Here is a 22,353-nt window from a genome sequence, read left to right as displayed (position 1 = left end):
TTTAGTATTTTCAATTGAAATAACTACACTTTAATTAATTAATGCGTTAAAATATAGTTATATTTAATTTGAAAATAGGGGTTGCTTGAGATGCAAATTGAAAAATTAAGAGGAGAAGCATTGGATGAATTATTTGATGCTATCTTAACACTTAAAGATAGAGAAGAATGTTATCAATTCTTTGATGATTTATGTACAGTCAATGAAATTCAATCTTTATCTCAAAGACTTCAAGTTGCTAAAATGATAAAGCAAGGTTTTACTTATGCAACTATAGAAAAGAAATCTGGTGCATCAACAGCTACGATATCTAGAGTTAAACGCTCACTGCAATGGGGTAATGATGCGTATACAATGATTTTAGATAGATTAAATGTTGAAACAAAAGAATAAATAAAGAGAGACAATTGCTTAGCTAAAAATAGCAATTGTCTCTTTTTTGTGAATATAATTTTTACAATTTATACTAGTATAAACTTAGTGTATTGATTTAGAATTGCAAAGGTAAAAATGCTATAATTTAGTGTATGTTAAAAGAAGGAGTTATGGATAATGTATGACATTAGAAAGTGGCAGCATGTATTTAAACTTGATCCTGCCAAAGAGATTAGCGACGAAAATTTAGAAGCCTTATGTATGTCAGATACTGATGCCATCATGATTGGTGGGACAGACGATGTAACTGAAGATAATGTCATTCATCTTATGAGTAGAGTTAGAAGATATCCATTACCTTTAGTACTAGAGGTTTCAAATTTAGATAGCGTAATGCCTGGCTTTGACTTTTATTTTATACCTTCAATATTAAATAGTAATGATGTGACGTATCATAATGGTTTGCTTCATAAAGCATTAAAACAATATGGTCATATGATTAATTTTGAAGAAGTGATGCTTGAAGGGTATGTCGTTCTTAATCCAGATAGTAAAGTAGCCAAACTGACACAATCAAATACTCAGTTAGATGTTGAAGATATTGAAGCTTATGCTCAACTCGTTGAAGAAATGTATAAGTTGCCAATTTTGTATTTAGAATATAGTGGTACATATGGAGATAAAGATATTGTAAAAGCCGCTTCCCAAATGTTAACCCATACACAATTATTTTATGGTGGCGGTATTAGTTCTTTAACTGAAGCTAAAGAAATGAAAAACTATGCCGATACAATTATTGTAGGTAATATTATATACTCAGATATTAAAAAAGCTTTAAAAACTGTAAAAATAAAGAAGGAGTCGAAATAATGAATGCTCTAGTAAGTAATATGAATAAAGAACAAAGTGAAGCAGTTAGAACGACAGAAGGTCCTCTGCTTATCATGGCTGGCGCAGGTTCAGGTAAAACAAGGGTGTTAACACATCGCATAGCCTACTTATTAGATGAAAAAGATGTGTCTCCGTATAACATTTTAGCTATTACCTTTACTAATAAAGCTGCAAAAGAAATGAAAGAGCGTGTGGAACACTTGGTTGGTGAAGAAGCTCAAGTGATTTGGATGTCAACGTTCCATTCAATGTGTGTAAAGATTTTAAGAAGAGATGCAGATCGTATTGGAATTGAACGCAACTTTACCATTATTGATCCAACTGATCAAAAATCTGTAATTAAAGATGTACTTAAAAATGAAAATATTGATAGTAAACGTTTTGAACCGAGAATGTTTATTGGTGCCATCAGTAATTTAAAAAATGAATTGAAAACGCCCGAAGATGCGATGAAAGAAGCAAATGATTTTCATTCACAAATGGTTGCAACAGTATATAGTGGATATCAACGTCAACTGTCTAGAAATGAAGCATTGGATTTTGATGATTTAATCATGAAAACGATTCGTTTATTTGAACGTGTACCAGATGCATTAGAATACTATCAAAATAAATTTCAATACATCCATGTAGATGAGTATCAAGATACAAATAAAGCACAATATACACTTGTTAAATTACTTGCAAGTAAATTTAAAAATTTATGTGTTGTAGGTGATTCTGATCAATCAATATATGGATGGCGTGGTGCAGATATTCAAAATATATTATCTTTCGAGGAAGACTATCCTGAAGCAAAGACCATTTTCCTAGAACAAAATTATCGATCAACAAAAACCATTTTAACAGCTGCAAATGAAGTGATTAAACATAATACTGAACGGAAGCCTAAAGGGTTATGGACTGCAAATAATGGTGGAGAAAAGATTAAATATTATGAAGCGATGACTGAACGTGACGAAGCAGAATATGTAGTTCGTGAAATTATTAAACATCGTAAGTCTGGAAAAGACTATAATGATATGGCAATTTTGTATCGAACAAATGCACAATCACGTGTGTTAGAAGAAACATTTATGAAATCAAATATTCCTTATACGATGGTTGGAGGCCAAAAGTTCTATGATCGTAAAGAAATCAAAGATCTATTAAGTTATTTAAGAATAGTAGCAAATAGTAATGATGATATTAGTCTTCAAAGAATTATTAATGTTCCTAAAAGAGGGATAGGACCATCATCAGTTGATAAAATTCAACGATATGCACTAGATAACAATATTAGTATGTTTGATGCATTAGGAGAAGTGGATTTTATAGGGCTCTCTAAAAAAGTAACTCAAGAATGTATACAATTTTATGAAATGGTTCAAAACTTAATTAAAGAACAAGAATTTTTAGAAATTAGTGAGATTGTTGAGGAAATACTTGGAAAATCAGGATATCGTCAAATGTTAGAACATGAACAAACAATTGAATCACGTAGTCGTCTTGAAAATATTGATGAATTTATGTCTGTACCTAAAGACTATGAAAAAGATACACCTTTAGAAGAACAATCATTGATTAACTTTTTAACTGATTTATCACTTGTCGCAGATATTGATGAAGCACAAATTGATAGTGGTGTAACGTTAATGACCATGCATTCTGCAAAGGGATTAGAGTTCCCAATTGTATTCTTAATGGGTATGGAAGAATCACTTTTCCCTCATATTAGAGCAATTAAAAGTGATGACGAACATGAGATGGAAGAAGAAAGACGAATTTGTTATGTAGCCATCACACGTGCAGAAGAAGTGTTATATATTACACATGCAACTTCTCGTATGTTATTTGGACGTTCACAAGCAAATCTACCATCACGCTTCTTAAAAGAAATTCCTGAAGAATTATTAGAAACACCAGCAAAATCAAAACGACAAACAATCACTTCTAAGTCAACTACATCGTCAAAACGTGGTTTTAGTAAACGTACGACTTCTACTAAAAAACAAGTATCTGCTTCAGATTGGAAGGTAGGAGATAAAGTGACACATAAATCATGGGGCGAAGGTATGGTGAGTAATGTAAGTGAAAAAAATGGCTCTGTTGAATTAGATATTATATTTAAATCTGAAGGTCCTAAGCGTTTATTAGCTCAATTTGCGCCTATCGAAAAAAAGGAGGATTAGTAAATGGATAACATTCAAAATCGTGTCAATGAACTGCATGATTTATTAAATCAATATAGTTACGAATATTATATAAAAGATAATCCTTCTGTACCTGATAGTGAATATGACAAATTATTACGTGAATTAATTGACATTGAAAATGCACATCCTGAACTAAAAACTGACGATTCTCCAACAGTTAGGGTTGGTGGAGAAGCTCAATCATCATTTGAAAAAGTAAATCACGAAACACCTATGCTTAGTTTAGGTAATGCTTTTAATGAAGAAGAACTAAGACGTTTTGATGAACGTATTCGAGAACATATTGGTAAAGTGGAATATATGTGTGAGCTAAAAATTGATGGTTTAGCAGTTTCTTTAAAGTATGAAGATGGACGATTTGTGCAGGGATTAACGCGAGGAGATGGTACCACAGGAGAAGATATTACAGAAAATCTACGTACTATTCATGCGATTCCTCTTAAAATTAAAGAACCTTTAAATGTCGAAGTTCGTGGAGAAGCATATATGCCACGTCGTTCCTTTATGAGATTGAATGATGAGAGAGAAAAAAATGAAGAACAACCATTTGCTAATCCACGTAATGCAGCAGCAGGTTCTTTAAGACAATTAGATCCTAAATTAGCTGCTAAACGTAAACTAAGTGTCTTTTTATATAGTGTAAATGATTTTACAGATTTTAACGCTACTACTCAAAGTGATGCATTAGATGAATTAGATCGTTTAGGTTTTAAAACTAATCATGAACGTGCACGCGTAGAAGATATAGAGGGTGTACTAGAATATATTAAAAAGTGGACTAAACAACGTGAACAGTTATCTTATGATATTGATGGAATTGTTATTAAAGTGAATGATCTTGATCAACAAGACGAAATGGGATTTACTCAAAAATCTCCACGTTGGGCAATAGCTTATAAGTTTCCAGCCGAAGAAGTTGTCACAGAACTTAAAGATATTGAATTAAGTATAGGACGTACTGGCGTCGTTACACCGACAGCCATTTTAGAACCTATTCGTGTTGCGGGTACTACAGTTTCAAGAGCATCGCTTCATAATGAAGATTTAATTAAAGAACGTGATATTAGAATCGGTGATAGCGTTATAGTGAAAAAAGCTGGAGATATTATTCCTGAAGTCGTAAGAAGTATTATTGACCGTCGTCCAAATGATGCAAAACCATACCGTATGCCAACGCATTGTCCAAGTTGTGGTCATGAATTAGTGCGTATTGAAGGAGAGGTTGCGCTTAGATGTATCAATCCAAAATGCCAAGCTCAACTTGTGGAAGGATTGATTCATTTTGTTTCTCGACAAGCGATGAATATAGACGGACTAGGAAATAAAATTATTCAGCAACTGTATCATCATCAACTTATTAAAGATGTAGGTGATATTTTCTATTTAACTAAAGAAGATTTATTGCCTTTAGAACGAATGGGTACAAAAAAAGTAGAAAACTTATTAAGCGCTATTGAACATGCAAAACAAAATTCTTTAGAACATTTATTATTTGGTTTAGGTATACGACATCTTGGCGCCAAAGCAAGTCAAATTTTAGCAGAGAAATTTGAAACCATGGATCGTTTACTTAAAGTAACAGAAGAAGAACTGATAGCGATTCATGATATTGGAGATAAATTAGCACAATCTGTAGTAACGTATCTAGATAATGAGGATATTAAAGCACTTATTGAAAAATTAAAAGATAAAAATGTCAACATGACATATAAAGGTGTTAAATCCTCTGAAATTGAAGGACATCCAGAATTTCAAAATAAGACTATTGTTCTTACTGGAAAATTACAACAAATGACACGTAAAGAAGCAACAACATGGTTAGAAATGCAAGGTGCTAAAGTAACAAGTAGTGTAACTAAAAGTACAGATTTAGTAATAGCTGGTGAAGATGCTGGCTCAAAATTGTCTAAAGCTGAACAATTTGGTACAGAAATATGGTCCGAATCACAATTTATTGAAAAACAAAATGAAATATCAGAATAGAGGAGAACGTAATGAAGCGGTTATTATTATTAGTTATAACGTCGCTTATGATATTGACAGCGTGTGGCAATGGGAATGATAAAAATAGTCAGTCAAATAATAAGCAACAAGAACAAAATTCAAATAATGTAAAAACAGTTGCCACTGATCAAGAAGTTCAAGGAGATAATTATCGTACAATCTTACCATTTAAAGAAAGCCAAGCTCGTGGAGTATTACAAGATAATATGGCTAATAGCTATAACGGTGAAGATTTCGAAAATGGTTTATTACATCTAAGTAAGTCTGTATTTCCAACTGATAATTTTTTATATCAAGATGGGCAGTATTTAGACAAAAATACAGTTAACGCATATTTAAATCCCAAGTATTCTAAAGACGAAATTGATAATATGAGTGAAAGTGAAAAGGAATCAAAAAAAGCTACTGAAAATTTAGGTCTTAATCCATCACATGATGGAGAAACTAAACCAGAAAAAATAGCAGAAAGTTCTCCTGCTTATTTATCTAATATCTTAGAACAAGATTTTTATGATACAAATGATACAAAAGGAAAAACAATTAAAGGCATAACAATTGGTCTTGCTATGAATAGTGTCTATTATTATCAAAAAGAAAAAGATGGAGAAACATATAGCAAATCGCTAGATAATAAAGAAATTGAAAAACAAGGTAAAGCAATGGCTCAAGAGTTACTTACACGCCTTAGAGCAAATAAAGATTTGAAAAATATTCCAATTCACTTTGCAATATATGTTCAATCGAGTCAAGATGCAATTACGCCAGGACACTTTATTGCTAATACTACTGTTGATGACAAACAAACTAAAATTAATAAATGGAATAAAATTGATGAGATTTCAGCACTTTTACCTTCAACAGAAGCAGAAAAATATGACAAAAATCTAAATAATAATTTTAAGCAATTTAATGATGATCTTCAATCTTATTTCTCTAATTTTACTCAAGCAATTGGAAAAGTGAAATTTGTAGATAAGAAACCTAATAAACTAGTGATTGATTTGCCAATCGATTACTATGGTCAAGCTGAAACAATAGGAATTACACAATATGTAACAGAACAAGCTAAGAAATATTTTGATAATATAGATAGTTACGAAATTCGTATAAAAGATGGTAACAATTCAAGAGCACTTATTAGTAAAACAAAAGATGACAAAGACCCACAAGTCCATATTTATAGTAATTAATCAAAAAGAGGTTGTGACACGTCGTGTCACAGCCTCTTTTTGATATTCAATAAATTAATTTATTTTTCGCGAACAATGGTTTTAACTTGATTTAACTGTTGTTCAATAGAATAGTTTGATTTATAGGTGAAGATGCTAACAAGGTATGTAACGATTACACTACTAATAAAACCAGGTATAATTTCATACATACCAAATAGTTCATTAATATTAGCAAGTGGTTTAACCCAGACAATCCAAATAATGACTACGAGAGCTCCAGCAATCATACCACTTATCGCACCCGCACGTGTTAGTTTTTTCCAATATAAAGAAAAAAGAACAAGTGGACTAAACGCTGCACCAAAACCAGCCCAAGCATTTCCGACTAGGTTTAATATAGTGTCATTAGGAGACCAAGCAATAGCAAGAGCTACAATGGCCACAGCTAACACAGATAATCTGCCTACAAGTACAAATTCTTTTTGATGTGACTGAGCATGTTCTTCACCGCGAATGAGCTTATAGAAATCTTCTGTAAGTGAGCTTGAAGTCACTAATAATTGTGAAGAAATTGTACTCATAATAGCAGCTAGAATGGCAGCAAGTAAGAATCCACCTACTAAAGGATGGAAAAGAACTTGGCTCATTATAATAAATAATGTTTCTGGATCGTCCATTTTAATATGATTTTTCGAAATAAAAGCAATTCCAGTTAACCCTACACCCACAGCTCCAAGTAAACCTACAATCATCCAACTTATTCCTAAGCGTCGTGCTTTAGGTAAAAGTTTGTGAGATTTAATAGACATAAATCGTACAATAATATGAGGCTGACCAAAATAACCTAATCCCCATGCAAATAATGAAATCATACCTAAAAAAGTAGTGCCTCTAAATAAATCCATATTAGTTGGTTTCATTTCAGCTACTTGATGGAATGTATCCCATCCACTAAGTTGTATCAAAGCAACTATTGGTACCATTACCATTGCGATAAGCATGATAACCCCTTGGAAAAAGTCAGTAATAGAAACAGCTAAATATCCTCCGAAAAAGGTATATAAAATGACAATAATTGCGACTGAAATAAGTCCCCAATGATAATTTAATCCAAATGCGCTTTCGAATAATTTACCTCCAGAAACGAAGCCAGAGTGCGTATATAAAGTGAAAAAAATAACAATAATAAGACCAGAAATAATTTTAATGATATTATGTTTATCATTAAGACGATTTTTGAAAAAATCAGGGAGCGTAATTGCATCTCCAGCAACTTCTGTATATACTCTAAGCCTTGGTGCAACAACTAGATAGTTAACATAGGCACCAATAGTTAAACCAATCGTAATCCATATTGCCGATAAACCTGTGCTATAAACTGACCCTGGAAGTCCCATAATCATCCAACCACTCATATCTGAAGCACCGGCTGATAAAGCAGTAATATATGGGCCTATATTTCTCCCACCTAACATATACTCACTTAAATTGCCGGTTGCCTGTTTATAACCATAGTAACCAATCACTAGCAGAATAATAAAATAGATTGCAATCATAATATAAGTCTGCCAGCTTGTGTTAGCATGAGTACCTAAATTTGCACCTAATACAAACATTGTAATTACCCCCTTTAAAACTTTTAAATTTATATTTTTCAACAACATTGTACTGAAAAAAGAAATGACGATTTTTAAATTAGTTACATGTAATATTATACAATGATATTTATAGATTAGAGAAGTAAAATTTTATCTATAAATAACAGTTTATTTCAATATAATGATAAGCGTTAACAAGAATTATAGTATAGATAAAAAATAATTCATTTTATTATATAACGTTAATATTAATAAATTATTAATAGAAATTAATGTATATTTATAGATAACTATATAAATGAGTTACATAAGAAAGTTATTTTAATACTTAACTTTGCTAAGAATAGTTAATACACTGAGTATAATAAATATTTAGATTTTTAACTGAAAATTTGATACAATTTTATGATGAATGAGTAATAAGGAGGCTTTTTTAATAATGACTAAAGTTACACGCGAAGAAGTTGAACATATAGCACATTTAGCAAGACTTCAAATTTCTCCTGAAGAAACTGAAGAAATGGCTAATACACTTGAAAGTATCTTAGATTTTGCAAAGCAAAATGATTCAGCAGATACTGAAGGTGTGGAACCAACATATCATGTCTTAGATTTACAAAATGTGTTACGTGATGATAAAGCAATCGAGGGTATTCCTCAAGAACTTGCATTAAAAAATGCGAAAGAAACAGAAGACGGTCAATTTAAAGTACCAGCTATCATGAATGAGGAGGACGCTTAAGATGAGTATTCGTTATGAATCTGTTGAAACACTTTCAGAAATGATTAAGAGTAAAAAAATTAAACCTTCTGAAGTAGTTAAAGATATTTATGATGCTATTGAAGAAACAGATCCAACAATTAAATCATTTTTAGCTTTGGATAAAGAAAATGCAATTAAAAAAGCTAAAGAATTAGATGAGTTACAAGCTAAAGATCAATTTGAAGGTAAATTATTTGGAATCCCAATGGGAATTAAAGATAATATTATCACTAAAGATGTCGAAACAACTTGTGCAAGTAAAATGTTAGAAGGTTTTGTACCGATTTATGAATCAACAGTGATGAATAAATTACATCAAGAAAATGCAGTGTTAATCGGCAAATTAAATATGGATGAATTTGCAATGGGTGGTTCTACAGAAACATCTTATTTCAAAAAAACTGTCAATCCATTTGATCATCAAGCAGTTCCAGGAGGATCTTCTGGAGGTTCAGCTGCAGCAGTAGCAGCAGGACTAGTACCATTTAGTTTAGGGTCTGATACTGGTGGATCAATCAGACAACCAGCTGCATATTGTGGTGTAGTAGGTATGAAACCTACATATGGCCGTGTATCACGTTTTGGTTTAGTTGCTTTTGCATCTTCATTAGATCAAATTGGGCCAATCACTCGTAATGTTAAAGATAATGCGATGGTATTAGAAGCAATTGCAGGTGCAGACAAAAATGACTCTACAAGTGCACCGGTTGAAGACGTTGATTTTACTTCAGAAATTGGTAAAGATATCAAAGGTCTTAAAATTGCACTTCCTAAAGAATACTTAGGAGAAGGTGTTAGTGAGGAAGTAAAAATCTCTGTAAAACAAGCAGTAGAAACATTAAAGTCACTTGGTGCAGAAGTTGATGAAGTATCATTACCAAACACTAAATATGGTATTCCTTCTTATTATGTAATTGCATCATCTGAAGCATCTGCAAACTTAGCACGTTTCGATGGTATTCGTTATGGCTACCATTCAAAAGAAGCGCAAACATTAGAAGAATTATACAAAATGTCTCGTTCTGAAGGCTTTGGAGACGAAGTTAAACGTCGTATCTTCTTAGGTACATTCGCATTAAGTTCTGGTTATTATGATGCATTTTATAATAAATCTCAAAAAGTTAGAACATTAATTAAAAATGACTTCGATAAAGTATTCGAAAATTATGATGTTGTTGTAGGACCTACAGCTCCAACAACAGCGTTTAATTTAGGCGAAGAAATTGATGATCCTTTAACAATGTATGCAAATGACTTATTAACTACGCCTGTTAACTTAGCTGGTTTACCTGGCATTTCTGTGCCATGTGGCCAATCAAACGGACGTCCAATCGGTTTACAATTTATTGGTAAACCATTTGATGAGAAAACATTATATCGTGTGGCATATCAATATGAAACACAATTTAACTTACACGACGCATACGAAAAATTATAAGGAGTGGAAATAATGCATTTTGAAACAGTTATCGGACTTGAAGTTCACGTTGAATTAAAAACAGACTCAAAAATGTTCTCTCCATCACCAGCGCATTTTGGGGCTGAACCTAACTCAAACACTAATGTTATTGATTTAGCTTATCCGGGTGTCTTACCTGTTGTAAATAGAAGAGCAGTAGATTGGGCGATGCGTGCGTCAATGGCTCTAAACATGGACATTGCTACAAATTCTAAATTTGATCGCAAAAACTATTTTTATCCAGATAATCCGAAAGCATATCAAATTTCTCAATTTGATCAACCAATCGGTGAAAATGGATATATTGATATTGAAGTTGATGGTGAAACGAAACGTATTGGTATTACTCGTCTTCATATGGAAGAAGATGCTGGTAAATCAACTCATAAAGATGGTTACTCTTTAGTAGACTTAAACCGTCAAGGTACACCATTAATAGAGATTGTATCTGAACCAGATATTCGTTCTCCTAAAGAAGCATATGCTTATTTAGAAAAATTACGTTCAATTATCCAATATACTGGTGTATCTGATTGTAAAATGGAAGAAGGTTCACTACGTTGTGACGCTAATATTTCATTACGTCCTTACGGTCAAAAAGAATTCGGTACTAAAACTGAATTGAAAAATCTAAACTCTTTTAACTATGTTAGAAAAGGTTTAGAATACGAAGAAAAACGTCAAGAAGAAGAATTATTAAACGGTGGTACGATTGGTCAAGAAACACGTCGTTTTGATGAATCTACTGGTAAAACTATTTTAATGCGAGTTAAAGAAGGTTCTGATGATTATCGTTACTTCCCAGAACCAGATATTGTACCTTTATATGTCGATGATGAGTGGAAAGAACGTGTGCGACAAACCATTCCAGAATTGCCTGACGAACGTAAAGCTAAATATGTTAATGAACTAGGCTTACCTGAATATGATGCACATGTATTAACCCTTACTAAAGAAATGTCTGATTTCTTTGAAGGTGCGATTGAACATGGCGCAGATGTTAAACTAACATCTAACTGGTTGATGGGTGGCGTTAATGAATATCTTAATAAAAATCAAGTAGATTTAGAAGATACAAAATTAACTCCTGAAAATCTTGCTGGAATGATTAAGCTTATTGAAGATGGAACAATGAGTAGTAAAATTGCCAAAAAAGTATTCCCAGAATTAGCTGAAAATGGTGGAGATGCTAAACAAATTATGGAAGATAAAGGTTTAGTTCAAATCTCAGATGAAGCTACACTATTAAAATTTGTTAATGAAGCTTTAGATAATAATCCACAATCTGTTGAAGATTATAAAAATGGTAAAGGCAAAGCTATGGGCTTCTTAGTGGGTCAAATTATGAAAGCTTCAAAAGGTCAAGCTAATCCTCAAAAAGTCAATCAATTATTAAAACAAGAATTGGATAAAAGATAATAGCTCATCTCATATGAGGTATTAAATATAAGTTTAAGATAAACTGTTCACAAAGTGTTTGAGATTGTGAACAGTTTTTTATTCATATTTCTAAAGAAAAGGATATTGGATTTCAATAGGATAGATAAGCAAAGTATTTAGTTTGTTCCTAGTGTCAAAAGAATGAGATATTCTTTACTTCGGTTAGTTTATTACAACAATTGTACAACAAAATGATACCTACAAAAATTTAAAAGAATGGGTATAAATACTTTTAACTCATTCATAAATCATTTAATATAGTGTTATGTAATAAAAAGTAGAGGGATAACTTATGAGAAAACGAGCAAGAATCATTTATAATCCAACTTCTGGAAAGGAGCTATTTAAACGCACTTTACCAGATGTTTTAATAAAATTAGAACGTGCAGGTTATGAAACAAGTGCTTATGCAACTGAACGAGAAGGAGATGCTACACTTGAAGCGGAACGTGCACTTGAACAAAACTATGATATTATTATAGCCGCTGGCGGTGATGGCACTTTAAATGAAGTTGTAAATGGAATTGCTGAACAACCCAATAGACCTAAATTAGGTATTATACCTATGGGTACAGTGAATGATTTTGGACGAGCTTTACATTTACCAAATGATATTATGGGTGCAGTAGATGTTATTATTAAAGGTCATACGACAAAAGTAGATATTGGAAAAATGAATAACCGATATTTTATAAATTTAGCTGCTGGAGGTAAGCTCACGCAAGTATCCTATGAAACACCTAGTCGCTTAAAATCTATTGTTGGACCTTTTGCATATTATATAAAAGGTTTCGAAATGTTGCCGCAAATGAAGGCAGTCGATTTGAGAATTGAATATGATAATGAGGTATTCCAAGGGGAAGCACTATTATTCTTACTAGGGCTTACCAATTCAATGGCAGGCTTTGAAAAACTTGTACCTGATGCTAAGTTAGATGATGGGTATTATACTTTAATTATCGTTGAGAAAGCAAACTTAGCTGAATTAGGCCATATCATGACATTAGCTTCTAGAGGTGAACATACCAAACATCCTAAAGTAATATATAAAAAAGCAAAATCAATTAATATTTCATCATTTACAGATATGCAATTAAATGTAGATGGAGAATATGGTGGTAAATTACCTGCAAACTTTTTAAATTTAAAACAGCATATTGAAGTTTGTACTCCTAAAGATATTTATAATGATGAGATATCTGAAAATCATTAAAGTATTTAAGAATTAAACGAATTAGGGAAAATGAAATAAGAAGTTAAAAAGAGGTTATCTATAATTTCTAGTTTGAAAAGGTAAGAAGTTATACGTACCTCTTTTTCATATGGAGTGAAAAATAATAGTGATGATTAATAAAAATGATGTAATAAAAGGAAAAGTGATAGATTTAACGCATGAAGGACATGGTGTGATTAAATTAGATCGTTATCCTATTTTTGTTCCTAATGTGTTAATTGATGAAGAAGTAGAGTTTAAGGTAATTAAAGTAAAGAAAAACTTTGCTATTGGTAAACTATTAAAAGTACTAAAACAAAGTGAGCAAAGAGTAACACCTCCTTGTATATATTATGAGAAATGTGGAGGATGCCAGTTACAACATATGTCTTATGAATCTCAGCTAAAAATGAAAAAACAACAAGTTGTTAATTTATTTCATAAAAAGGCGAAATTAGAGGAAACAGTGATTCACGATACTATTGGTATGAATCATCCATGGCGGTATAGAAATAAATCCCAGCTTCCTGTAGGTAAAGATAAAAATAATAAAACGATAATGGGATATTATCGTCAAAGAAGTCATGACATCATTGATATGGATAGTTGCTTAATTCAAGATGAAAAACAACAAGAACTAATGAATGATATAAAACAGTGGTTAAATGAATTGAATGTAAGCATTTATAATGAAAAAAATAAAAAAGGGTTATTACGTCATGTAGTCATTCGAACAAGTCATTATACAAATGAAGTTATGATTATATTTGTAACAAATGGTTCTAAATTTAAAGAAGCTGAAACGCTAGTACATAGACTAACAGAGGTATATCCTGACATAACAAGTATTAAACAAAATATTAATAATTCACATTCAAATGTCATAATGGGTAAGCAATCGATGACTTTATATGGAAAAGATAAAATTACAGATAAGTTAAGTGAAACTATTTTTGAAATTAGTGATCAATCGTTTTATCAAATTAATTCTGTTCAAACAGAAAAATTATATCAGAAAGCTATTGACTATGCTCAATTAAGTGGAAATGAAATTGTTTTAGATACATATTGTGGTATAGGAACGATTGGGCTTTACATGGCATCAGTGGCTAAACATGTATATGGTGTCGAAATTGTGCCATCAGCTATTGAAGATGCCAAGCAAAATGCTTTAATTAATCATTTTGATAATACAACGTTCGAATGTGGTAAAGCAGAAGAAGTGATAATTGAATGGAAACAAAAAGGAATAGAACCTGATGTTATCATGGTCGATCCTCCACGAAAAGGATGCGATCAAGTCTTTATAGAAACATTATTAGAGTTAGCCCCTAAGCGCATTATCTATATTTCATGTAATCCTTCAACACAACAAAGAGATGCTCAACTTTTAGCTAATCTATATCATTTAAAAGAAATAACACCAGTCGATATGTTTCCACATACAACACATATTGAAACTGTGGCCTTATTCGAAAGAAAAACAGTGTAATTAAATTAAAGTAAATGAGGAGAAGTTTATTAAAATAAGATTACAAAGGGTTTAAGTTATTTATAATCGCTTTCATTCTAACACTTCTACATGTATACTATGAAAGAGTTTTAGTGAAATGAGTGGAGGTTGACAGATGCACAAAATTGATTTATCACACAATCGAATCAAAATATCAAAATTACTTACCATTCAAGTTGTTATGATGTTATTTGCAATTTTATTTACATATAAGTGGGCAGTTAATTATGTTGATATTATTGAACAACGTTTTTTGACAAATGTCATTTATGGAATACTTGGTTTTATTGGAGTATTAATTATTCACGAATTAATACATAAATGTTTATTTTTTATTTTTTCTAAAGGACAGAAACCACAATTTAAATATAAAAATGGAATTTTGCTCATTTATTTGTCATCTAAATACTTTAATAAATGGCAATTTTGTGCAGTCATGCTTGCACCATTAGTAATCATTACAATAGGGTTAATGATTTCATTTTACCACTTTGCTTACTCTTCTATTATATTTATATCAAGCATACACATCGGATATTGTTTGATTGATATATATCTAGCAGGTATAACAATTATTAACAAATTTAAATATATTCGTTCTACTGATGAAGGTATCTTTATGTATCATCATTTGCCTATATCTATAAATAATGATTATGAATAAACATCTGCATAAGTCTTAATATTATTATAAATGCATTTATAAAGTGTTTTCTTTTAGGGTGCAGTATAATAGTATTGAGGCTTATTTTATTTAAAAAGGAGTGAGACAATGACAGAAAGGAGAATCGTTCATATTGATATGGATTGTTTCTACGCTCAGGTAGAAATGAGAGATAATCCTAAATTACAAGGAAAACCTGTCATTGTAGGTGGAAAAGCAAGTCATCGAGGAGTCGTTTCAACCGCTTCATATGAAGCACGTAAATATGGTGTTCATTCAGCAATGCCTATGTCGCAAGCACATAAACTATGTCCAAATGGGTACTATGTTAGAGCAAGATTTGATGTATATCGTGAAGTTTCAAGTAAGATAATGGAAATTTTTAAACAGTATACTGAAATTGTAGAACCTTTAGCACTAGATGAAGCGTATTTAGATATTACTCATTTAGTTAAACCTCATCGATCAGCATCAAAAATTGCTTCAAACATACGTAAAGATATCTTCAATAAAACAGGTTTAACGTCTTCTGCTGGTGTTTCTTATAATAAATATTTAGCTAAATTAGCTAGTGGAATGAATAAGCCTAATGGAATGATGGTTATTCATTATCAGAATGTGCATGACATACTAATGAACTTAGATATAGGTGATTTTCCAGGCGTTGGAAAAGCTTCTAAAAAAATCATGCATGAACATGATATTTATACTGGTAAAGATTTATATAGCAAATCGGAATTTGAATTGATTCGCTGGTTTGGAAAAAAAGGACGAGGACTTTATCAAAAAGCAAGAGGCATTGATGATAGTGAAGTAAAAGCAAGTAGGATTCGTAAGTCAGTAGGAACCGAACGTACTTTTTCAACAGATATTAATGATGATAAAGAGATTCTACAAAAAATATGGGAACTTTCTCGTAAAACATCTGAACGATTAACTCAATTGCAAAAGTCTGGCACAACAGTTACTGTCAAAATTAAAACGCATCGCTTTGAAACTTATTCTAAACAAAGAAGTTTGAGAGAAGCGGTAAGTAAAGACATTGATATTTATAATATAGCTTATGATTTATATCATGAATTAAAAGACCCTGATGTACCTATCAGATTAATTGGTGTTACAGTAGGTCATCTAGAGCAATCAACATATCAAAATATGACCATTTATGATTTCATTTAAAGATAGAAATAGATAAGATGTTTTAAATTATCTATTTCTATCTTTTAAATTTTTACCATGAAATTGAAGCACACTTTGTAAGCTATCATAGTGTTTTAATAATCTATAAGTAATCATTGCGCAAGCTTTTGCGTCATTCAGGGCATCATGATGGCCATGAAAATTTAAGTTGTAATGGTTCATTAGATGTTTTAATCCATATCGATAAGCTTTGATCGTACGTCTAGCAAGTTGATATGAGCAGAAATAGGTAAGTGAGGGAACAGCTATGTTTAAATGTTTTAAGCTTTGATGTAATACACCCATATCAAAAGCAGCATTATGTGCCACTACGGGTAATTGATTTATAAATTGCAACATATATGGAAAGACTTCTTTAAAATCTGGCGCACCTTTAACATCCTCAGGATGAATACCATGAACATGAATATTTGTTTCCGAAAAATAGTCATGAGGATTAACAAGCGTGTAAAACGTTTCGACTATTTCGTTATCTACTACTTTTACCATGCCAACAGAACAAATACTTGTTCTTTTTTTATTTGCAGTTTCAAAATCCAAAGCTATAAATGAATTTTTAAGCATTCTATATTCCTTTCTAAATATTTAAAATGAATTATTCACAGTTTAACAGAAAGTACGATTTAAATATAAATAATTGCTTTTTTCATAATCTATAGATAACAGAGTAAAAAATAGATACGGAATTTAAAGGGAAAAAGTTATAATTAGAAGTGTATTTTGTTACTTTTAATTGAGAATATTTTTTGTTACTTTAGATACATGATATAATTACTCGAGTGAATTATGCGAGGAGGAAAGACATGAGACAATGGACAGCAACACACTTGGCTAAACTAGCACGCAAGATAAGTATCGCAGCAGGAAAAAAAGGAACTGATTTACCAGGTCAAATTGCTCGCAAAGTAGATCAAAATATTTTACGAAAGTTAGCTTCACAAGTTGATGATATTGTTTTTATCAGTGGAACAAATGGTAAAACAACAACTTCCAATTTGATTGGGCACACTTTAAAAGCAAATAATATTGAAATTATACATAATAATGAAGGTGCTAACATGGCTGCTGGAATTACTTCGGCATTCATCATGAAAAATGTAAAAGATATTAAAGTAGCGGTCATTGAAATTGATGAGGGTTCAATTCCAAAAGTATTAAAAGAAGTTACACCTTCAATGATGGTATTTACTAATTTCTTTCGTGACCAAATGGATCGATTTGGTGAAATTGATATTATGGTTAATAATATTGCAAAATCAATTAGTAATAAAGGGATTAAATTAATTTTAAATGCCGATGATCCATTTGTAAGTCGTTTGAAAATAGCGAGTGATACAATTGTATATTACGGAATGAAAGCCCATGCACATGAATTTGAACAAAGTACTATGAATGAAAGTAAATATTGTCCGAATTGTGGTAGATTATTAACTTATGATTATACCCATTATAATCAATTAGGACATTATCATTGTGAATGTGGATTTAAGCGTGAAACACCTAAATATGAAGTTTCACAATTTGAGGTGCAACCATTTATTGATATGGATGTGAACGATGCGCACTTTGAAATGAAAATTGCTGGTGATTTTAATGCTTTTAATGCACTTGCTGCATATTCAGTATTAAAAGAGTTAGGCTTAAATAATGATGCAATTCGTAAAGGATTTAAAACATACACTTCAAATAATGGTCGAATGCAATACTTTAAGCGTGGTCAAAAAGAAGCAATGATTAATTTAGCTAAAAATCCTGCTGGCATGAATGTGAGTCTATCAGTCGGAGATCAACTTAAAGAAAAAAAAGTATATGTTATCAGTCTGAATGATAATGCTGCTGATGGCAGAGATACATCTTGGATTTACGATGCGGATTTTGAAAAGTTACGTAATCAAAATATAGAAAAAATTATTGTAACGGGTACAAGAGCAGAAGAATTACAACTTAGACTGAAATTAGCTGAAGTAGATGTTCCAATTATTTTAGAGAAAGATATTTATAAAGCTACAGCTTTAACTATGAATTATGCAGGCTTTACAGTAGCGATTCCAAATTATACATCACTTTCACCTATGTTAGAACAACTTAATCGCTCATTTGCAGGAGGACGTCAGATATGTACGAATTAACAGTTTTTCATTTTATGTCGGACAAATTAAATTTATATAGTGATATAGGAAATATTATTGCTTTAAAACAGAGAGCAAAAAAACGCAATATTAATTTAAAAGTTATCGAAATTAATGAAACTGAGGGAGTTACATTAGAAAATTGCGATATTTTCTTTATTGGTGGGGGTAGTGATAGAGAACAAAGTATCGCTACTAAAGAGTTAAGTAAAATTAAAACTATATTAAAAGATGCAATAGAAGATGGAATGCCAGGTTTAACCATTTGTGGTGGATATCAATTTTTAGGTACTAAATATATTACTCCTGATGGTACAGAGTTAGAAGGACTTGGAATTTTAGACTTTTATACAAAGTCAAAAACAGATCGTTTAACAGGAGATATCGTAATTAAAAGTGATACATTTGGAACAATAGTAGGTTTTGAAAATCACGGTGGTCGTACATATCATAACTTTGATACATTAGGTCATGTAGTAACCGGGTATGGTAATAATGATGATGATAAAAAAGAAGGTATACATTATAAAAACTTATTAGGAACTTACCTACATGGGCCTATATTACCGAAAAATCATGAACTTACTGATTATTTATTAGAGAAGGCATGTGAACGTAAAGGAATTCCATTTACACCAAAACAATTAGATAACACTGAAGAAGAAGCGGCGAAATATGTTATTATTGAACGTTCAGAAAAAGAATAAAAACGTTGGATGACTTGAATTATTTCAATTCATCCAACGTTTTTTTATGCTTTAACAAATCGATTATCTAGTAAATTGTAGATAAGTAAAATTTCATAAATAACGTGACTCTTAATTTGATTCTTATCGAATTCTTCTAGTATTTTGACTGAAGATTTTAAAGTAGATATAGATTTAGATTCTCTTTTAAAAACTCCATCTAAAGGGATATTGTTGATACTATTACTAATTTTTATAATTGCCATTTTTTCCTCAGTAGTAAAACAAATATTTACGTTTTTTGGTAAATAAATAATATTTGATAAATGTGTAGCAAGAAGTCTATCAATATATGCTCTATTTGACATATCTTTTAATTGTTTCCATTTATCTTCGTTATTTTTATGATAGCGTAATTCATCTCGTTGATAATTCATTAAAGTATCTGTTTTTTTATTCATATCAGATAAGGTTGCTAATGATGTATTACTATTATCTGAATCAAATTTTCCTAATAATAATTCATGACATCTAGAAGCGAATAGTTCATACAAATTATTTTCTGAATGAATTAAGTTCTCTTCGATTTGATGATAATATTTAGGCGGTAATACGAAAAAATTTACTAATCCAGCAGTTACTAGACCAATTAAAGCTGTTAAGAGTCTTGAGAAAAAATTAAAAAGATAGGCTTCATGAATACCAGGTATCATAGCAACTGAAGTTAATACTGCAACAGTTGTACCAACTTGGAGATTTAATTTTGTACACGCTAAAATAGTAAAAATAGCACTAAAGGTGTAAGTAAATGGAGATTGATCGCCGAAGATATAAGTAAAAATAACTGCAAACAATGCACCTATGACGGTAGCAGGAAGTCGACGATAACCTTTTCGTAAAGAAGCTTTAGCAGTTGGTTCAATCGAAACAATTGCTGTTAAAATAGCAAATATAGGAGTTAAGTTTAATAGTAAACAAAATAAAGTTGTTAGAAAAGTAGCTAGACCCGTTTTTATTGTTCTAGCGCCTATAATATGTTTATACCATTGATTCATATTGTTAAATCCTCTCAAAGAACGAACGTGATGATTATAATGTTAGAATAAGTTTAATATCAAGTTTGATGTAGTGAGACATCAAGTCAGTAGATATTACATTTCTTATTTAGTATATCAAAAAATTTTTGGTATAATAAGGTGGAATATTTTTTAAAAAGGAACGGGATAATATGATTGTAAAAACAGATGAAGAATTACAAGCGTTAAAAGAAATAGGATATATATGTGCAAAAGTGCGAGATACAATGCAAGAAGCAACTAAACCTGGTATTACTACAAAAGAATTAGACAATATCGCTAAAGAATTATTTGAAGAACATGGTGCAATCTCAGCACCTATTCATGATGAAAAATTCCCAGGTCAAACTTGTATTAGTGTTAATGAAGAAGTCGCTCATGGAATACCTGGTAAACGTGTTATTCGTGAAGGGGACTTAGTTAATATAGATGTTTCAGCATTAAAAAATGGATATTATGCAGATACTGGCATTTCTTTTGTAGTAGGAGAAGCGGATAACCCTTTAAAACAAAAAGTATGTGATGTAGCACTTGAAGCATTTGATGCAGCAATGGCTAAAGTAAAACCAGGTACAAAACTAAGTAATATTGGTAAAGCGGTACATGCTACAGCACGTAAAAATGATTTAACTGTTATTAAAAATTTAACAGGTCATGGTGTAGGACAATCTTTACATGAAGCGCCAAGTCATGTTATGAATTATTATGATCCTAAAGATAAGACGCTTTTAAAAGAAGGCGTAGTCATTGCAGTAGAACCTTTTATTTCATCTAAAGCAACATTTGTTACTGAAGGCAAAAATGACTGGGCATTTGAAACTAAAGATAAAAGCTTTGTGGCCCAAATTGAGCATACTGTCATTGTTACGAAAGATGGTCCGATGTTAACAACAAAAATTGATTAAGAAAAATGAAGTTGAAAAGAAGTCATTTTGATGTCGTCGTCCCATACTGATAATGATTCCACAACATAGAGATGTTCCATAAAGAACGTCTCTATGTTGGGATTCAGCGTCTCTGATGATGTTGAAAAAACTTGTGATAAAATGTATTTTCAAGAATTATTAGTATATTAAAAAGAGTCCGGAACATAAAGTTTCTGGATAAGTGAAAAAAGACAATTTCTATGCCTAAGACAACAATGATGTCTTAGGCTTTTTTATGACCAACGTTGTTCTACTTTGCCAAATTTCCAAATAAGAGTGGACATAAAACATGTAATCAAAAATAAAGCTACCAAAAAATAGCTTAATTAGTCAAAGCGAATCGACTGAACAATATTACAAAATACACATTTTACTGAAACACCTAAAAGAATAGACTTTAAAAACACAACACCAAATAATAAATAGTTAGTATCAGCGATAAATGAAAAACTAAATTTGAACATGTGAAGTAAAAAATGTTTAAGATATATGGATACCACCTTAAATCACTCTTTTCAATAGTATTCAACTCATATCCTTATTTTTAAATTAAAATTAATCGTACTTAAGTATGAGAAGAAAATGGTTCCTAGGACTATATTAAGTAAGATTCCACTCATTTATAATAAAGTTTAGTAAACAACGAGGTGGTTCTATGAATTATTTAGATTTATATTTACAACACTTTTTAAAAATAATTATAAAAAATAATATTAATGATTATCGTTCATTATTAGATGATAAGCTTCAGAGTATGGAACGATATATAAAATATTTAAAAAATAAAAAAGAAAAAATCAATACTTTAATTGACAGTTTATCTGCTACACTAGAGAATAAGTATATTGATATGATAAATATGTACAATATAAAGAATGCTCAGGAAGTTCATAATAATGAAATAGATTTATTAAAACAACGATTAGATAAATTTGAAGCATATTATGCCAAAATTGAAGCTAGTATTCATCGTTGTACGAAAGAACGTATTGCTGCAGAAGAACAATATGCAATAATTGAACAAATGAGTTATGTAGCTTAATTAAAAT

Annotated in this window: 19 protein-coding genes; 16 read left to right on the top strand and 3 right to left on the bottom strand. The window is 31.0% G+C overall.

Going from position 1 to position 22,353, the window contains the following annotated elements; all coding sequences use genetic code 11:
- The first annotated feature begins 90 nt into the window (after positions 1–90).
- The 5 genes from HMPREF2930_RS01095 to HMPREF2930_RS01075 all read left to right on the top strand — a co-directional run bounded on the left by HMPREF2930_RS01095 (position 91) and on the right by HMPREF2930_RS01075 (position 6,655).
- Positions 91–393, top strand: a complete 303-nt coding sequence (locus HMPREF2930_RS01095; protein WP_017175247.1) for a YerC/YecD family TrpR-related protein — start codon at positions 91–93, stop codon at positions 391–393.
- A gap of 159 nt (positions 394–552) precedes the next feature.
- Entirely contained in the window at positions 553–1,245 is a 693-nt protein-coding gene (locus HMPREF2930_RS01090) for a heptaprenylglyceryl phosphate synthase (RefSeq protein WP_017175246.1), read from the top strand.
- Positions 1,245–3,437 (top strand): DNA helicase PcrA, encoded by a 2,193-nt coding sequence (gene pcrA / locus HMPREF2930_RS01085; protein WP_070597196.1) that lies wholly within the window; start codon positions 1,245–1,247, stop codon positions 3,435–3,437. Before HMPREF2930_RS01090 ends, pcrA begins: the two co-directional genes overlap by 1 nt.
- A 3-nt stretch (positions 3,438–3,440) precedes the next feature.
- The gene (gene ligA, locus HMPREF2930_RS01080; RefSeq protein WP_017175244.1) at positions 3,441–5,444 is read left to right on the top strand and encodes an NAD-dependent DNA ligase LigA; all 2,004 of its coding nucleotides are present in this window, start codon (positions 3,441–3,443) and stop codon (positions 5,442–5,444) included.
- Positions 5,445–5,455: 11 nt separating this feature from the next.
- On the top strand, positions 5,456–6,655 hold the full coding sequence (locus HMPREF2930_RS01075; RefSeq protein WP_017175243.1) for a CamS family sex pheromone protein: 1,200 nt from the start codon (positions 5,456–5,458) through the stop codon (positions 6,653–6,655).
- 59 nt (positions 6,656–6,714) lie between these two features.
- On the opposite strand, the gene putP is transcribed toward HMPREF2930_RS01075, so the two are convergent.
- On the bottom strand, positions 6,715–8,253 hold the full coding sequence (putP, locus tag HMPREF2930_RS01070) for a sodium/proline symporter PutP (RefSeq protein ID WP_017175242.1): 1,539 nt from the start codon (positions 8,251–8,253) through the stop codon (positions 6,715–6,717).
- A gap of 421 nt (positions 8,254–8,674) precedes the next feature.
- Here putP and gatC point away from each other — a divergent pair, with 421 nt between their 5' ends.
- The 7 genes from gatC (at position 8,675) to dinB (ending at position 16,466) form a co-directional block, all read left to right on the top strand.
- Complete coding sequence (gene gatC, locus HMPREF2930_RS01065; RefSeq protein WP_002450027.1) at positions 8,675–8,977, top strand: Asp-tRNA(Asn)/Glu-tRNA(Gln) amidotransferase subunit GatC; 303 nt, start codon at positions 8,675–8,677, stop codon at positions 8,975–8,977.
- Position 8,978: 1 nt separating this feature from the next.
- Complete coding sequence (gatA, locus tag HMPREF2930_RS01060) at positions 8,979–10,436, top strand: Asp-tRNA(Asn)/Glu-tRNA(Gln) amidotransferase subunit GatA (RefSeq protein ID WP_017175241.1); 1,458 nt, start codon at positions 8,979–8,981, stop codon at positions 10,434–10,436.
- Positions 10,437–10,448: 12 nt separating this feature from the next.
- Positions 10,449–11,876, top strand: a complete 1,428-nt coding sequence (gene gatB / locus HMPREF2930_RS01055) for an Asp-tRNA(Asn)/Glu-tRNA(Gln) amidotransferase subunit GatB (protein WP_017175240.1) — start codon at positions 10,449–10,451, stop codon at positions 11,874–11,876.
- A 313-nt stretch (positions 11,877–12,189) separates the two neighbouring features.
- A complete protein-coding gene (locus tag HMPREF2930_RS01050; RefSeq protein WP_017175239.1) occupies positions 12,190–13,110 on the top strand; it encodes a diacylglycerol kinase in 921 nt (306 codons plus the stop codon).
- A 130-nt stretch (positions 13,111–13,240) separates the two neighbouring features.
- Positions 13,241–14,602, top strand: coding sequence for a 23S rRNA (uracil(1939)-C(5))-methyltransferase RlmD (rlmD, locus tag HMPREF2930_RS01045; RefSeq protein ID WP_037541699.1), 1,362 nt, complete (start codon positions 13,241–13,243; stop codon positions 14,600–14,602).
- A gap of 136 nt (positions 14,603–14,738) precedes the next feature.
- Positions 14,739–15,287 (top strand): DUF3267 domain-containing protein, encoded by a 549-nt coding sequence (locus HMPREF2930_RS01040; protein ID WP_017175237.1) that lies wholly within the window; start codon positions 14,739–14,741, stop codon positions 15,285–15,287.
- Between the two features lie 108 nt (positions 15,288–15,395).
- Complete coding sequence (gene dinB / locus HMPREF2930_RS01035; protein WP_017175236.1) at positions 15,396–16,466, top strand: DNA polymerase IV; 1,071 nt, start codon at positions 15,396–15,398, stop codon at positions 16,464–16,466.
- 27 nt (positions 16,467–16,493) lie between these two features.
- Here the strand turns inward: dinB and HMPREF2930_RS01030 are convergent, their stop codons facing one another.
- Positions 16,494–17,051, bottom strand: coding sequence for a 3'-5' exonuclease (locus HMPREF2930_RS01030; RefSeq protein WP_017175235.1), 558 nt, complete (start codon positions 17,049–17,051; stop codon positions 16,494–16,496).
- Between the two features lie 239 nt (positions 17,052–17,290).
- Here HMPREF2930_RS01030 and HMPREF2930_RS01025 point away from each other — a divergent pair, with 239 nt between their 5' ends.
- A complete protein-coding gene (locus tag HMPREF2930_RS01025) occupies positions 17,291–18,616 on the top strand; it encodes a lipid II isoglutaminyl synthase subunit MurT (RefSeq protein WP_017175234.1) in 1,326 nt (441 codons plus the stop codon).
- Complete coding sequence (locus HMPREF2930_RS01020; RefSeq protein WP_017175233.1) at positions 18,604–19,323, top strand: lipid II isoglutaminyl synthase subunit GatD; 720 nt, start codon at positions 18,604–18,606, stop codon at positions 19,321–19,323. The genes HMPREF2930_RS01025 and HMPREF2930_RS01020 overlap by 13 nt, the downstream gene beginning before the upstream one ends.
- Positions 19,324–19,367: 44 nt before the next feature.
- Here HMPREF2930_RS01020 and HMPREF2930_RS01015 read toward each other — a convergent pair whose 3' ends face one another.
- The gene (locus HMPREF2930_RS01015; RefSeq protein ID WP_017175232.1) at positions 19,368–20,357 is read right to left on the bottom strand and encodes an FUSC family protein; all 990 of its coding nucleotides are present in this window, start codon (positions 20,355–20,357) and stop codon (positions 19,368–19,370) included.
- 173 nt (positions 20,358–20,530) lie between these two features.
- On the opposite strand from HMPREF2930_RS01015, the gene map reads away from it, so the two are divergent.
- Both map and HMPREF2930_RS01005 read left to right on the top strand, forming a co-directional pair.
- Positions 20,531–21,283 carry a type I methionyl aminopeptidase gene (gene map, locus HMPREF2930_RS01010; RefSeq protein ID WP_017175231.1) on the top strand — a complete coding sequence of 251 codons (753 nt, stop codon included), beginning with the start codon at positions 20,531–20,533 and terminating at the stop codon, positions 21,281–21,283.
- 676 nt (positions 21,284–21,959) lie between these two features.
- Positions 21,960–22,346: a hypothetical protein gene (locus HMPREF2930_RS01005; RefSeq protein ID WP_017175230.1), complete on the top strand. Its 387-nt coding sequence runs from the start codon at positions 21,960–21,962 to the stop codon at positions 22,344–22,346.
- Positions 22,347–22,353 lie beyond the last annotated feature (7 nt).

The organism is Staphylococcus sp. HMSC068C09 (assembly GCF_001813735.1).
Taxonomy (GTDB): domain Bacteria; phylum Bacillota; class Bacilli; order Staphylococcales; family Staphylococcaceae; genus Staphylococcus; species Staphylococcus hominis.
Note: the sequence above shows the minus strand (reverse complement) of the source record. Positions and strands in the feature narration are given on the sequence as shown.